General features: G+C 73.3%; 11 protein-coding genes. 4 read left to right on the top strand and 7 right to left on the bottom strand.

From position 1 onward, the window contains the following. Nucleotides 1-25: 25 nt before the first annotated feature. Genes add through ACWDYF_RS26235 form a run of 3 tightly spaced genes read right to left on the bottom strand, consistent with a single transcriptional unit; the run spans nt 26 to nt 4451 of the window. Nucleotides 26-1057 carry an adenosine deaminase gene (gene add, locus ACWDYF_RS26245; RefSeq protein ID WP_389471432.1) on the bottom strand — a complete coding sequence of 344 codons (1032 nt, stop codon included), beginning with the start codon at nt 1055-1057 and terminating at the stop codon, nt 26-28. Between the two features lie 25 nt (nt 1058-1082). Next, nucleotides 1083-2852: an adenine deaminase C-terminal domain-containing protein gene (locus ACWDYF_RS26240; protein ID WP_389471429.1), complete on the bottom strand. Its 1770-nt coding sequence runs from the start codon at nt 2850-2852 to the stop codon at nt 1083-1085. Between the two features lie 45 nt (nt 2853-2897). Continuing rightward, nucleotides 2898-4451, bottom strand: coding sequence for a purine-cytosine permease family protein (locus tag ACWDYF_RS26235; RefSeq protein ID WP_389471426.1), 1554 nt, complete (start codon nt 4449-4451; stop codon nt 2898-2900). Between the two features lie 198 nt (nt 4452-4649). On the opposite strand from ACWDYF_RS26235, the gene ACWDYF_RS26230 reads away from it, so the two are divergent. After that, on the top strand, nt 4650-5720 hold the full coding sequence (locus tag ACWDYF_RS26230) for a LacI family DNA-binding transcriptional regulator (RefSeq protein ID WP_389471423.1): 1071 nt from the start codon (nt 4650-4652) through the stop codon (nt 5718-5720). A gap of 203 nt (nt 5721-5923) precedes the next feature. On the opposite strand, the gene ACWDYF_RS26225 is transcribed toward ACWDYF_RS26230, so the two are convergent. Beyond that, a complete protein-coding gene (locus ACWDYF_RS26225; RefSeq protein ID WP_389471420.1) occupies nt 5924-6460 on the bottom strand; it encodes a GNAT family N-acetyltransferase in 537 nt (178 codons plus the stop codon). Nucleotides 6461-6647: 187 nt separating this feature from the next. On the opposite strand from ACWDYF_RS26225, the gene argG reads away from it, so the two are divergent. Together argG and ACWDYF_RS26215 are read left to right on the top strand one after the other, a co-directional pair. After that, nucleotides 6648-8090, top strand: a complete 1443-nt coding sequence (gene argG / locus ACWDYF_RS26220; protein ID WP_018566584.1) for an argininosuccinate synthase — start codon at nt 6648-6650, stop codon at nt 8088-8090. Nucleotides 8091-8374: 284 nt separating this feature from the next. Beyond that, complete coding sequence (locus ACWDYF_RS26215; protein ID WP_389471416.1) at nt 8375-9919, top strand: eCIS core domain-containing protein; 1545 nt, start codon at nt 8375-8377, stop codon at nt 9917-9919. Nucleotides 9920-9949: 30 nt separating this feature from the next. Here ACWDYF_RS26215 and ACWDYF_RS26210 read toward each other — a convergent pair whose 3' ends face one another. Both ACWDYF_RS26210 and ACWDYF_RS26205 read right to left on the bottom strand, forming a co-directional pair. Next, nucleotides 9950-10336 (bottom strand): VOC family protein, encoded by a 387-nt coding sequence (locus tag ACWDYF_RS26210; RefSeq protein ID WP_389471413.1) that lies wholly within the window; start codon nt 10334-10336, stop codon nt 9950-9952. Between the two features lie 155 nt (nt 10337-10491). Next, a complete protein-coding gene (locus ACWDYF_RS26205; RefSeq protein ID WP_389471409.1) occupies nt 10492-11151 on the bottom strand; it encodes a TetR/AcrR family transcriptional regulator in 660 nt (219 codons plus the stop codon). A 231-nt stretch (nt 11152-11382) separates the two neighbouring features. Here ACWDYF_RS26205 and ACWDYF_RS26200 point away from each other — a divergent pair, with 231 nt between their 5' ends. Then, entirely contained in the window at nt 11383-12018 is a 636-nt protein-coding gene (locus ACWDYF_RS26200) for an SRPBCC family protein (protein WP_389471406.1), read from the top strand. A 154-nt stretch (nt 12019-12172) separates the two neighbouring features. Here the strand turns inward: ACWDYF_RS26200 and ACWDYF_RS26195 are convergent, their stop codons facing one another. Beyond that, nucleotides 12173-13789 (bottom strand): alpha/beta hydrolase, encoded by a 1617-nt coding sequence (locus tag ACWDYF_RS26195; RefSeq protein WP_389471403.1) that lies wholly within the window; start codon nt 13787-13789, stop codon nt 12173-12175. Nucleotides 13790-13825: the final 36 nt, after the last annotated feature.

The raw sequence follows: 13825 nt of genomic DNA, 5'->3' as shown, positions 1-13825 counted from the left end.
GGAAGGGGGCCCGGCGGGCAGCGGGTCAGCGTCCGGCGTTCTCCGCGTACGCCGCCAGTTCCGCGAGGAACTCCTCGCGCACGGCGGGCGCCGCCCAGGAGATCTCGATGGCGTTGCGCTGGAGCCGCACCAGGTCGGCGTCGGACAGCTGCGCCGGACCGCGCAGGGCGGCCAGGTTCTCCGCGACATAGCCCGGGAAGTACGCCGGGTCGTCGGAGTTGACCGTCACCTTCACGTCCGCGTCGAGCAGCGCGCGGATCTCGGCGGCCTTCATGCCGTCGGTGACATGGGCGTTGGAGATCGGGCACACGGTCAGCCCGAGGCCGCGCTCGCGGATCCGGGCGAGCAGGGCCGGGTCCTCCAGGGCGTTCACGCCGTGGTCGATGCGGTCGGCGCCGATCTCCTCGACGACCTGGCGGATGTGCTCCGTGGAGTTCTCCTGGTCGACGTCGCAGTGCATCGTCAGCCGGTAGCCCTCGGCCCGCGCGCGGGCGAACACCTCGCGGAACTTCACCGGCGGGTTGCCCGCCTCGTCCGAGTCCAGGCCGACGCCGACGATCCACTCCTTGTACGGCAGCGACTGCACCAGCGTGGCCATCGCGAACTCGGCCTGGAAGTCGCGCAGGAAGCACATCACCAGGCGGCCCCGGAACCCGGTGGCGCGCTCGGCGTCGTCCAGCGCCCGGGTCAGTCCGCGCACGACGGTGTCGAAGGCGACCCCGCGCGCGGTGTGCGCCTGCGGGTCGAAGAAGATCTCCGCGTACCGCACGTTCTGGGCGTGCGCCTTGGCCGCGTAGGCCGCCGCGAGGTCGTAGAAGTCCTGTTCGGTGCGGAGCACGGACATCCCCTCGTAGTAGACGGCGAGGAAGCCGGGCAGGTCGTGGAAGTCGTACGCGGCGCGCAGCGCGCTCTCGTCGGCGTACGGCAGCGCGATGCCGCCGCGCTGCGCCAGCGCGAACTTCAGGGCGGGCTCCAGCGTGCCCTCGATGTGCAGGTGCAGCTCGCACTTGGGCAGGCCGGCGATGAACGCGTCCACGGGTGCGGGAGCGGTGGTCATGACGGGAACTCCTCGGCGGGTGAGGTCAGTTGGCGGGGCGGACGATGTCGACGACGTCCTGGGTGCGGTAGTTGACGACGCCCAGGTCGGTGACGGCGTACTCGGGGATGGCGGTGATCTCCAGGAAGATCAGATAGCCGAAGGCGGACGGCAGCGCGCAGCCGAGGGCACGCGCGGCGGCCTCCAGGCGGTCCTCGGCCGCGGCCATCTCCTCCGGGGCGAGGTCGGCGACGATGCCGGCCACCGGCAGCGGCAGGAACTCCCGGATCTCGCCGCCGTCCACGACGACCTGTCCGCCGCCCTGTTCGGCCAGGTGGTTCACCGCGAGGGCCATGTCGGCGCGGTCGGCGCCCACGCAGACGATGTTGTTGTCGTCGGGGGCGGCGGAGGAGGCGATCGCGCCGGAGCGCAGGCCGAACCCGTTGATCATCGCGGTGACGGTCCCGCCGCCGTTCTTCCCGTAGCGCTCGGAGACTGTGACGTACAGGGCGTCCTGGGCCGGGTCGGCGCGGACCGTGCCGTCCACGACCGGCAGCGTCAGCTCCACGCCCTGGCGCACGAACGGCACCGTGCGGTCCATCTCGACCACCAGCACCCGGGCCTCGTCGCCCTCGGCCGCCACCCCGATCGACTCGCCGGTGAGCGGCTTCACCCGGAAGGCGGGGGAGAGGGCGGCCGAGCGCTCGGGAGCGCGCGGCGCCTCGGTGCCGCGGCCGTCGCGCGCGACGAGCTTCCCGCGCGCGAACACCTGCTCCACCTGGAAGGACTCGGGGGAGTCGATGATCAGCACATCCGCGTAGCGGCCCGGCGTCAGCGAGCCGACGAGGTGGTCGATGCGGTACATCTCGGCGCAGTTGAGCGTCGCCATCTGGATCGCCTCGACGGGCCGGACCCCCGCGGCGATCGCCATGCGGACCAGCTTGTCGAGGTGGCCCTCGCGCAGGATGTCGGCGACGTGCATGTCGTCCGTGCAGAAGCCCACGCGCCGCGACTGGGCGCCGAACTCGGTGACGGTGCGCACGTTCTCGTTCATGAAGTGCGCCACCGACGACTCCCGGATCAGCAGCGACATGCCCGCGCGCAGCTTCTGGAGCGCCTCCTCGGCGGTGTAGCTCTCGTGGTCGAGGCGGACACCGGCGGCGGACAGGGCGTTGATGGTGGTGGGCGCGGCCATCGGGGCGCAGCCGAAGACGGGCAGCCGGTTGCGGTGGGCCAGTTCGAGGGCGCGCAGCACCTTCTCGTCGCGGTTGAGGACGAACTCGGCGACCGTCTCCCACACGCCGAAGCAGTCCGCCCAGCCCTGTGTCTCGGCGTGCTCGTCGGGCCCGAAGGTGAAGCCGACCGTCGTCTCGGGCAGCGTGTAGGGCGTCTTGAACGGGGCGCCCCAGAAGATCTTCATGGGTCCGGCCTCCGCCTCGCGCAGCGCCTCGCGCACCCCGTCCAGACCGGCGACCACGAGGAACTGATCGAGCCCGGAGACGACCGAGGTGGTGCCGTACCGGACGACCGCGTCGGCGAACATCGTCACCGACAGCTTGGAGCACTCCAGGTGCAGATGCCCGTCGATGAGCCCCGGCGTCAGGTACTTGCCGCTCGCGTCGACGAACTCGGTGTCCGGTCCCACGTACGCGCTCACGTCACCGGTCGCGGCGATGCGGTCGCCGGTGACGGCGACGTCGGCCGGGTAGATCTCGCCGGTGCAGACGTTGACGAGCTGCCCGCCCCGGATGACGCGGTCCGCCTTGGTCACGCCCTCGGAGGCGTCGATGAGCTGGCGCAGGGTGGGGTGGTTCATGGAGGGGCTCCAGAGAGTGGGAGGTGCGGGAGGTGCGGGGTCGGCTCAGGCGGCGGTCGCGGGTACGGGCGCGGTCGCGGCTTCGGCGCGTACGGTGTGGCGGGCCAGCAGCCAGTACACGCCCCCGGCGACCAGGGCGCCCGCGAACACGGAGAGGTCGAGGCCGCCCGCGGCGCGCGAGAGCGGACCGGTGAAGACGGCCGAGTCGACCCAGAGCACGGCGGCGGCGCAGCCGAGCAGCACGGCGAGCAGTCCGGCCGGGCGGACGCCGCCCTTGTGCCAGTAGACGCCCTTGCGGCCGGTCCCGTCGGGGAACAGCGAGGGCACGTCGTAGCGGCCCCGGCGCAGCGCCCAGTCGGTCAGGTAGACGGCGGCCCAGGGGGCGAGCCAGAGCACGATGAGGCTGAGGAAGTCGGAGAGCAGGGTGTAGAAGTCGGCGGAGAAGACCGCCCAGAGGGTGATGCCGGTGCACAGCGAGAGGTCGACGAAGACGACCATCCAGCGCTTGACGGGCAGACCGACGGCCAGCAGGTTCAGGCCGGAGGAGTACATGTCCGTGGTGTTCACGGCGAGCAGCGAGACGATCGCCAGCAGCAGGTACGGGGTGGTGAACCAGCCGGGCAGGATCTGCGGCAGCCCGGAGACCGGGTCGGCGGCGTCGGTGGTCGCGGTGGCGACGGCGGCGCCGAGGATCTGGAGCAGGACGTTGGGGACCATGCCGCCGAGCGCGGCACAGGCGAACACCTTGCGGGGCGGGGAGCCGGCCGGCAGATAGCGCGAGTAGTCGCTGCCCATGTCCGCCCAGGACAGACCGCCCGAGGCGGTGACCATCGCGAGGACCAGGGAGACGGTCACCAGGGAGGGCGCCTGGCCGTGTCCGGCGAGGTCGGCCTTCGGGAAGACGAGGACGGCCATGACCGCGAACATCGCCGCGAAGATCCAGGCGAAGTACTTCTGCACCTTCATGATCAGGTGGTAGCCGGCCAGCGGCAGCAGCATCTGGAGCCCGGCCGCGGCGGCGATGACGAGCACCTTCACGGGCGTGGTGGCGGTGATGCCGGCCTGGCCGAGCAGGGCGAGTCCGGCGAGCACGATCAGCACCATGCCGCCCGCCTCGAAGCCGACGAGCATCACCCAGCTCAGCAGGGCCGGGAGCTTCCCGCCGCGCGGCCCGAACGCGGCCCGGGAGACGGAGTGCGTGGAGGTGCCGGTGCGCGGCCCCTGGAGGCTGGTGAGACCGGTGACCGCGAAGCCGAGCACATTGCCGACGACGATCAGCGCGACCGCGTACCAGAACGACAGCCCGAAGGAGACGACGAGCGCTCCGTAGACGACGGTGAAGACGGTGGTGTTGGTCCCGGCCCACAGGCCGAGCAGCCGGCTCGGGCCGCCCTGGCGCTCCTCGGCGGGCACGGCGTCGATGCCGCGCTGCTCGACCGCGAAGACGGACGTGCCGGAGGCGCCGGGGGCACCGGAGGCGGCAGATGCGCCGGACGTGCCGGACGCGGCGGACGGAGCTGACGCGGAGGGTCCGGGAGAACCGGCGGGCGCGGAGGTCCCGGGCGGTCCCGGCGGGGCGGCGGCGTTGGCCTCGGCCATGGGTGCAGGCGTCCTTTGCGGACTCGCGTCCCGGCCTGGAGGGACGGGACGGGCGGGCGTACGGGGAGGTCCGGCACGCGGCCGGAAGAGGTGCCGAAACGTTTTGGCAAAAAGCCGGGCGACACTGCCCAATCGTTTTGGCATTGAGGTGGACGGTACTGCCCAAACGTTTTGGCAGTCAACCGGTAGGCTCGCCGCATGCCAGACGTCACAGAGCCGACCAGCCACCGCGCCCCGCGTGCGGCCAAGGGGGGCGGCGGGCTGCGCGAGGTCGCCCGCCGGGCCGGTGTCTCCGTCACCACCGCCTCGCACGCGCTCAACGGAGTGGGCCGGGTCGGCGCCGAGACCCGCGCCCGCGTCCTCGCGGTCGCCGCCGAGATCGGCTACCGCGCCAACCCCAACGCGCGCGGCCTGCGCGGCGCCCGCACCGGACTGCTGGGCCTGACCCACCGCACCGCCGTCGAGGGCGGCATCACCGACATCGAGTACTTCGTCAAGATCGTCAACGCGGCCACCTGGACGGCGATGGCGCACGAGTACTCGCTGGTGCTGGTGCCGCCCTCGCTCGACGGCCGCCCCTTCGACTCGCTGCCGCTGGACGGCACCATCGTCATCGACCCGCTCACCGACGACCCGCTGCTCACCCGGCTCTCCGCCATGGGGGTGCCCGTCGTCACCACCGGCCGCGACCTGTCCCGCAAGGACACCTTCCCCTCGGTCGACAACGAACTGTCCACCTGCGCCGTCTCCGCCTTCGACCACCTCGCCGCCACCGGGGCCCGCCGCATCGGGCTGCTCACCGGATCCACCGGCCAGTCCTACGACGAGGACGCGGCGAGCGCCTACCGCGACTGGTGCGCCCGCACCGGCCGTCCCGTCCTCATGGACCGCGCCGAGCCCGGCACCGACTCCACGGCCGCCGCCCGGCGCCTGCTCACCCGCCCCGACCGGCCCGACGCCCTCTACGTCGTGATGGAGAAGTTCGGCTTCGCCACCGTGGCCGTGTGCCGGGAACTCGGTCTCACCGTCCCGGACGACGTGCAGATCGTGGTCGGCGCCGACGGGGAGTTCGCCCGCGGCGCCCGCCCCGCCCTCACCGCCCTCGACCTCGCCCCCGAGGAGATCGGCCGGCAGGCCGCGGAACTCCTCATCGACGTGATCCGCCACCCTCCGGCGCCCGGCACCGCCCCCCGCCACCGCCTGGTCCCGGCGAAACTGCTGCCCCGGGCCTCGACCAGGCCGGTACGGGGGAGCGCCGACCACACGTGACCGCGGCCCGCGGGGCCGCGCGGCACGCTCGCGGATCCCCACGACCGCGCACCCGCGGGCTCCCCGCCGCCCCGGCGGCCAGGCCGCCGAGCGGGATCCCGGCCCAGGAGAGCGAGTCACCGAGGACGTTGACCCGGCCGAGCAGGCGACGCGTCGATGAACGCGTCCAGCTCAGTGCTTGACGAAGCGGCCGTCGCGGCGCTTTACAGGCCGCGGCGCCAGATGCGGTCGTCGTCGGTGCGGTCGCCGAGGGTGAAGGTGCAGTGTCCGGCCTCTGTGAACCCGTACCGGTGGTAGAAGCGCTTCGCGCGCTCGTTGTGGTCGAAGACCGTGAGGTAGATCTCCGGGGCCCGGTCGGCGGTGGCGGTGGTCAGGGCCCACTCCATGAGGCGGGCGGCGACCCCGCGGCCGTGCCATTCGGCGAGGACGTAGATCTGCTGGAGTTCGAGAGCGCCGGGCGACGGTGCCGGGGCCGGGGCCCGGAGCGGGGTGAGCTTGGCGAAGCCGACCGGTGCGGACCGGTGGGAAGCCACTAGCCAGCGGACCGCCGGGTCCCCGAGATCCTGCTCCATGGCGCCCCCGGGTCCGTAGGCGCGGTCGAGGAACGCGGTGAACGGGTCGGCGTCGTACAGGTGTCCGAAGGTCGCGGAGAACGACGTGCGTGCCATCGCCCTCAGCGCCTCGTGGCGGGCCGCCTCGGGGGCGGCGTAGGTGATCGACTCGTTCGTGTCCGGATGCACGGGGCGTCTCCCTGTGAGGGTAGACGCCCTTCGGGTGCAAGGGAGTCCGAGCGTGGCGGGACCGGCCCAGTGCAGCGTCTCTCGGACTCGGCTCGGAGGGTAGCAACGCGCCGAGCGCGCCGTCCATCACGACGGCGCGCGGACGGGCGGCTTTGCATGGTCATGCGTGAGGGTGCATACTCTTCCTATGTCAAAGGTCCTCACCTCCCTTCCGGCCGGCGAGCGCGTCGGTATCGCCTTCTCGGGCGGCCTCGACACCTCGGTCGCCGTCGCGTGGATGCGCGACAAGGGCGCCGTCCCGTGCACGTACACCGCCGACATCGGCCAGTACGACGAGCCCGACATCGCCTCGGTGCCCGGCCGTGCGAAGACCTACGGCGCCGAGGTCGCGCGCCTGGTCGACTGCCGTGCCGCGCTGGTCGAGGAGGGCCTTGCCGCGCTCACCTGCGGTGCGTTCCACATCCGCTCCGGCGGGCGCTCCTACTTCAACACCACCCCGCTCGGCCGCGCCGTCACGGGCACGCTCCTGGTGCGGGCGATGCTGGAGGACGACGTCCAGATCTGGGGCGACGGCTCGACCTTCAAGGGCAACGACATCGAGCGGTTCTACCGCTACGGCCTGCTCGCCAACCCGCAGCTGCGGATCTACAAGCCCTGGCTGGACGCGGACTTCGTGACCGAGCTGGGCGGCCGCAAGGAGATGTCGGAATGGCTGCTCGCCCACGACCTCCCCTACCGCGACAGCACGGAGAAGGCGTACTCCACCGACGCCAACATCTGGGGCGCCACCCACGAGGCCAAGACGCTGGAGCACCTGGACACCGGCGTGGAGACCGTGGAGCCCATCATGGGCGTGCGGTTCTGGGACCCCGAGGTCGAGATCGCCACCGAGGACGTGACGATCGGCTTCGACCAGGGCCGCCCGGTGACCATCGACGGCAAGGAGTTCTCCTCCCCGGTCGACCTGGTCATGGAGGCCAACGCCATCGGCGGCCGGCACGGCATGGGCATGTCGGACCAGATCGAGAACCGCATCATCGAGGCCAAGAGCCGCGGCATCTACGAGGCGCCCGGCATGGCCCTGCTGCACGCCGCCTACGAGCGCCTGGTCAACGCGATCCACAACGAGGACACCCTCGCCCAGTACCACACCGAGGGCCGCCGCCTGGGCCGCCTGATGTACGAGGGCCGCTGGCTGGACCCGCAGGCGCTGATGGTCCGCGAGTCGCTCCAGCGCTGGGTCGGCGCGGCCGTCACCGGCGAGGTGACCCTGCGGCTGCGCCGCGGTGAGGACTACTCGATCCTCGACACCACGGGCCCCGCGTTCAGCTACCACCCGGACAAGCTCTCCATGGAGCGCACCGTCGACTCGGCGTTCGGCCCGGTGGACCGGATCGGCCAGCTCACCATGCGCAACCTCGACATCGCCGACTCGCGCGCCAAGCTGGAGCAGTACGCGGCGATCGGCCTGATCGGCAGCGGCACCCCCGCCATCGGCGCCGCCCAGGCCGCCGCGACCGGCCTGATCGGCAGCATGCCCGAGGGCGGCGCCGAGGCCATCGCCTCGCGCGGCGAGGGCTCCGACGACGAGATGCTGGACCGGGCCGCCATGGAGTCCGGCACGGACTGACGGCACACCGCCCGCGGACAGCGGCGGGTGGCGGCCCCGGTGGGAGGGCCCGGCGGGGCCGACACCCGCCGGGCCCTCCCACCGTACGGTCGGGTGTCGGTAGCGCCCCCGGGCCGGGCCGCTCCCGGCCGACGCGTCATCCGCCGGTCCGTGTGCCCGTGTGCCCGTGTGCCCGTACGGAGCCCGGCTGTCCTGCCCCCGGCCCTGCCCGAAAGTGCCTTGCCCCGAGCACCCCCGGCCCCTTCCCATGGAGGGAGAGCTACCGGAGGAGTGGACTGACCGTCATGCGCGCGCGCCCGCAGGACAACTCGGAACGGGACACGGGCACGCGGCCCGTGAAGGACCGCACGGGCCGCCCGCCCGCCGCCGGACCGGAGGCCGTCTCGCTCCTGCACCTCCAGCGCACGGCGGGCAACGCCGCCGTGGCCCGGATGCTCGACCAGGAACGCCACAGCCACGGTCCGGGCTGCGGACACGGCACCGCAGCGGGCGAGGCGGCGCCCGTCCAGCGCTCCGCCGTGCACGAGGTGCTGCGCACTCCCGGCGCGCCGCTGGAAGCGGGGCTGCGCTCCGAGATGGAGGCCCGGCTCGGAGCGGACTTCTCGGACGTGCGCATGCACACCGACCAGGCGGCACGGCGCTCGGCCGCCGAGATCGGCGCCCGCGCGTACACCTCCGGCAGCCATGTCGTCGTCGGCGAGGGCGGCGCCGACCGGCACACCCTGGCCCATGAGCTGACCCATGTCGTCCAGCAGCGCCAGGGACCGGTCGCCGGCACCGACCACGGCGACGGCCTGCGGGTCAGCGACCCCAGCGACCGGTTCGAACGCGAGGCGGAGGCGAACGCGCACCGCGTCCTGGCCGCCGCGCTCCCCACGACGACGCGCGAGGACACGGGCGGGACGGGCGGGGCCGCGCAGCGGCGGTCCGCGCCGGAGGCGGCCGTGCAGCGCGCCGCCGTGCAGCGCGCCCCCTCGTTCCGGCAGACCGAGGAGTCCGGCGAGTCCGACCGGGACGCCGCCCTGCGGATGCTGGACCGGGTGGCCCGTACCGCCGAACGCGTCATCCTCGCCACGGACCCGCGCGCCGGGAAGAAGTTCACCCCGCACCTGGCCGTCAACCTGCTGCCCGACGGCACCCTGGGCATCGCGGGCAACACCGGCAAGCGGGTGGTCACCGAGCAGCAGCGCCAGGCGATCGACGCCGAGGTGCGGGGCTTCGCCGGGGGCGCCGCGCCCAGGGCGGGCCACCACGGCTGGGGCTCGGCCCCGGCGGAGCGCCAGCGCGAGCGGCAGGACCGCAGCAAGCTCCGCGCCCTGGACGCCGGTTCGTACGCCGCCCAGCACGCGGAGTCGCCCGAACTGGAGGCCATCCGGGCCGCGTTGCACAAGCCGCTCACCTGGTACGCGATCAGCGCGCCGGTCAAGAAGGGCGTCCCCGCCCAGCACGGCGAGATGACCCTGCTGGGCGAGCAGGTCGCCGCGTGGAAGAAGGCGCCCAGGGACCCGGGCGACCCCAAGACGGTGTACATGGGCGGGGTCAAGCTGGCCTGCGTCGCCTGCCAGTGGGCGTTCGAGGCGGTCAACGAGCACATCGGGCGGCAGCTCGGCTACCGGGTGGTCGCCGCGGGCGCCCACGGGCAGTTCTTCCCCAACTGGCTGATGCCGCAGTGGATGCGCGGGGAGCGGGCCGTCGTCGACGCGATCCGCTCGCGCGCCGGTGACGTGGGCGCGCGGCTGACCGGCGAGTGGGTCGTCGACGGCGACATGGCCAAGGGCGACTTCGTCCATGTACCGCCCGACTCGGAGTCGGAGTACGAGTCCGACTGACCGTCCCGCGCGCTCACCCGGCGGGCGGGCTCACCGCGACTGGACGAGCTGGATCAGATTGCCGCAGGTGTCGTCCAGCACCGCCGTGGTGACCGGGCCCGTCTCCAGCGGCTCCTGGACGAAGCGCACACCGAGGCCGCGCAGCCGCTCGAACTCGCTGTGCACGTCGTCCACGGCGAAGGAGGTCGCCGGGATGCCGTCCTGGACGAGCGCCGACTTGTACGGCCGTACCGCCGGGTGGCCGGAGGGTTCGAGCAGCAGCTCGGTGCCGTCCGGGTCCTCCGCCGAGACCACGGTCAGCCAGCGGTCCGGTCCCACCGGGACGTCGTGCTTCTTCACGAAGCCGAGCACCTCGGTGTAGAAGCGCAGGGCTTTCTCCTGGTCGTCGACGAAGACGCTGGAGAGATGGATCCTCATGAGGGTGTCCTCCGGGTCGTCGGGGCGCGGTCCGGTCGGGGGAGCGGTCCGCCGGGAACGGATGGTACGGGCGCGGGGCGCTCCGGCGGCGGAGGCCCCGGCGGGAGAGGTCCCGGCGGAAGGTCCCGGCGCGGTGCCCCGACGTCATGGCCGTGTCAGGCGCGGTCCGTGAGGTCGGCCAGTTCCGCCGCGAAGAACAGGGCCGGGTCGAAGGCCATGCCGGTGAAGTGACCGGCGAGTTCCAGGGACAGCAGGCCGTGCAGCCGGGTCCAGAAGGACAGGGCGCGGTGCAGGGCCTCGGGCGGGGCGGGATGGTCGCGGGCCCAGTCCCGGTGGTCCGCCAGATGGGCGCCGAACGCAGTCGCGGGGGCGTCCGGGGCGAGCGCCGCCGTGCAGGCGTCGAGCAGGGTCGCCATGATCCGCGCGGAGGTCTCGGTGGTGTCCTGCGGCGCGTGGTAGCCGGGGACCGGGGTGCCGTAGATGAGGAAGTACCGCTGCGGGTCCGCCAGGGCCCACTCGCGCAGTGCGTGCGCCAGTCCGGCCAGGTCCGCGCCGCCGGACGCGGCGGCGGCGAGTGTCTCGTCGAGACTGCGGTACGCGTCCCGGATCAGCTCGGTGATCAGATCGTCGCGGTTGGCGAAGTAGCGGTACAGCGCGGGTCCGCTCATGCCCATCTGCCGCGCGATCGCGTTGAGGGAGAGCGCGGGCACCCCCGCGGTGGCGATCTGCTCCCAGGCGTGCTCCTTGATCTCCGCCCGGACCTGTGCGCGATAGCGCTCCCGCGGGTTCCTGGCCTCCGCCGCCGTCTCCGCCATGGTGCCTCCTTCCCCGTCGCCTCGGCTATGTGCTCAAGGATTCGTTAGAAGGTATCACGAAGGCTGTTGACCGGCCGATCCGCCGCACGTTATAACTTCTAACGAACGGACGGGGCTCTAGTCGTTGCTGGCTGCGCCCGGCCCCGTCCCGCCGCGTCCGTCGCCTCTGCCGCGTCTGCTGCCTCCGGCCACCCTTCTGCCTCCAGCCACCCTTCGACACAGGAGAACGCCATGTCCCGCACGCTCCGCTCCGCCCTGCTCGCCGTCCCGCTCGTCGTCGGTGTCCTCGGCACCGCCGCCGTACCCGCCGGTGCCGCCACGGCGCACCCCGGCCGCCCCGCCGCCTCCCTCACCTGCCGCGGGGCGGGCGTCGACCCCGGCGCGCGGGTCCGCCACCGGACGGAGACCGTGATCCACGCGCCCCTGCACACCGTCTGGAAGGTCCAGACCGACATCGAGCGCTGGCCCGCCTGGCAGGCCGCCGTCACGACCGCGCAGCGCCTCGACCACGGCCCGCTGCGGCCCGGCTCGGCCTTCCGGTGGACCACCCCGGTACCGCCCAACCCCTCGACGCCCGCCACCCGCCTGGACATCACCTCGACCGTCCGTCAGATCCGGTCCGGCGACTGCATCCGCTGGACCGGACCCGCCGACGGCGAGGGCCTGCACATCGACGGCGTCCACGTGTGGAACTTCACCGAGGTCAGGGGAGGCGTCCTGGTACGCACCGAGGAGACCCACACCGGCCCCCAGGTGGACGCCGACGTGCCCACCGCGACCGCGATCCTCCGCCAGGGCCTCGAACAGTGGCTGCTCGACCTGAAGTCCACCGCCGAGGCCCGCGCCCACCACCACCGGACGCACTGACCCGGCGGTCCGCGGCAAGGCCCCGGAACCCACCGGTGAGGTGAGGTCCGGGGCCTGCCCTTGAGAGCCGTGAGGGCCGTGAGGGTCGTGAGGTCGTGAGGGCCACAAGGTCCGCGCGTGCGCCGGGTCGGCCGGGTCAGTCGGGTCAGTCGCGTCAGTCGGTGTAGACCGTGCCCCGTGGCGGGGTCCGGCCGGTGAGCAGGTAGTCGTCGATGGCATCCCGCGTACGGCTGGTGCCGTGGGCCAGATAGCTGGTGTGGCCGTCGCCGTCGCGGGTCGCCAGCACACCGGAGGGCAGCGCGCGCTCCAGCCGCACGGCCCACGGGTACGCCGTCGACGGGTCGTGGGTCGCGTTGGTGATCAGGATCGGCGGGGCATCGCGCACATGCAGCGGCCGGGGCGGATTCGTCACCGGCGCGGGCCAGCCGGCGCAGCCCGCCAGAATGGTCCACGACTGCGACGCGCCGCCCAGCCGGGGCGCCGCCGCCTGCCCGTCCCGCCGCAGCCGCCGCAGGTCGTCCAGGGTCCGCACCGGCGTCGGCCAGTCCTGGCACTCGATCGCGAGGGCACTGCCGTTGGCGATGGGGTCGCTCGGACCGGCGGCCAGGGCCGGGGAGAACGCGGAGGCGTCACCGTCGCGCGCCCGGCCCAGCGCGAGGGCCAGATCCGCCCGGCGGGCCGGGAACAGCAGCAGGTTCTGCACGTTGAGGAGGATGTCCTCACCGGTCACCGAGGTCCGGCAGTCGCCGTCCTCGGCGCACTGCGGGGCCGGGATCGGGGTGCGGTCGGCCTGCGCCACCAGCGCGTCCACGAGAGACCCCACGTCGGTGCCGTGCAGCGAGCACGAGGTGTCCCGCGCGCACCAGTCGGCGAACCGGTCGAGAGAGTCCTCGTAGGCGTGGGTCTCGCCGCGCATCAGCGCCGGTGTGGACAGCGAGTGGTCGAGGGCGCCGTCCAGCGCCATGGTCCGGATGCGGTCCGGGAACAGCTCGGCGTAGGTCGCGCCGAGCTGCGAACCGTAGGACAGGCCGAGGTAGTTGAGCTTGCCCTGCCCCAGGGCCCTGCGCAGCAGTTCGAGGTCGCGCGCCGCGCTGACGGTGTCCACATGGTCCAGCAGCGGGCCGGTCAGCCGGCGACAGCTCTCGCCCAGCTCCCGGTTCCGGTCCACCAGGCGCCGGAACGCGGCCTCGTCCTCGGGGAACAGCGACACCCGCCGGTCGAGCAGCGCCGGATCGCACCGCACCGGACTGCTCAGACCGACACCGCGCGGATCCACACCGATCACGTCGAAGTGCTCCCGGGTGGCGGCGGAGAACAGCCGCGTGCCCATGGCCTCGCCGTACAGGAATTCCGTGCCCGACCCGCCCGGACCGCCCGGGTCGAAGAACAGGCTGCCCACGGGATGCGCGCCGGTCGCCCGCAGCCGGTCCACCGTGACCGTCGCCTTCGGCCCGTCCGGGTGCGCGTGGTCCACCGGCACCTCGATGGAGGCGCATTGCAGCTCGGCGGGGGCGTCGGGGTACGGGCAGGAGGTCCAGTGCAGGGCGGGCACCGCGGGCCCGGCGCCGGTGCGCGCGGCGGCCGTGGCCACGGCCGTGGTGGACGCCGCGGACGCGGCGGGCGCCGTCAGTGCCGTGGTGGCGAACGCGGCCAGCGCGGCGACGCCCGCGGCCAGGGCCGCCCCGCGCCGCCTCGGCGGCCGCAGTCGTCCCGTCGGCCGGGCCGCGCCGCCCGGCTTCCACGCGTCGGCCGAGTGGAGTGATGTTCTCATGCGGATCACTCTTCCCTGTTCCGGTCGCGCAGACCC

The organism is Streptomyces sp. NPDC003284, assembly GCF_053589675.1.
The sequence above is the reverse complement of the archived record's forward strand: the minus strand, read 5'-3'. Positions and strand labels throughout refer to the sequence as shown.

Excerpts from the sequence above, each read along its gene's own strand:
- add (WP_389471432.1), bottom strand. The coding sequence starts at position 1,057 with ATGACCACCGCTCCCGCACCCGTGGACGCGTTCATCGCCGGCCTGCCC.
- ACWDYF_RS26240 (WP_389471429.1), bottom strand. The coding sequence starts at position 2,852 with ATGAACCACCCCACCCTGCGCCAGCTCATCGACGCCTCCGAGGGCGTG.
- ACWDYF_RS26235 (WP_389471426.1), bottom strand. The coding sequence starts at position 4,451 with ATGGCCGAGGCCAACGCCGCCGCCCCGCCGGGACCGCCCGGGACCTCC.
- ACWDYF_RS26230 (WP_389471423.1), top strand. The coding sequence starts at position 4,650 with ATGCCAGACGTCACAGAGCCGACCAGCCACCGCGCCCCGCGTGCGGCC.
- argG (WP_018566584.1), top strand. The coding sequence starts at position 6,648 with ATGTCAAAGGTCCTCACCTCCCTTCCGGCCGGCGAGCGCGTCGGTATC.
- ACWDYF_RS26215 (WP_389471416.1), top strand. The coding sequence starts at position 8,375 with ATGCGCGCGCGCCCGCAGGACAACTCGGAACGGGACACGGGCACGCGG.
- ACWDYF_RS26210 (WP_389471413.1), bottom strand. The coding sequence starts at position 10,336 with ATGAGGATCCATCTCTCCAGCGTCTTCGTCGACGACCAGGAGAAAGCC.
- ACWDYF_RS26205 (WP_389471409.1), bottom strand. The coding sequence starts at position 11,151 with ATGGCGGAGACGGCGGCGGAGGCCAGGAACCCGCGGGAGCGCTATCGC.
- ACWDYF_RS26200 (WP_389471406.1), top strand. The coding sequence starts at position 11,383 with ATGTCCCGCACGCTCCGCTCCGCCCTGCTCGCCGTCCCGCTCGTCGTC.
- ACWDYF_RS26195 (WP_389471403.1), bottom strand. The coding sequence starts at position 13,789 with ATGAGAACATCACTCCACTCGGCCGACGCGTGGAAGCCGGGCGGCGCG.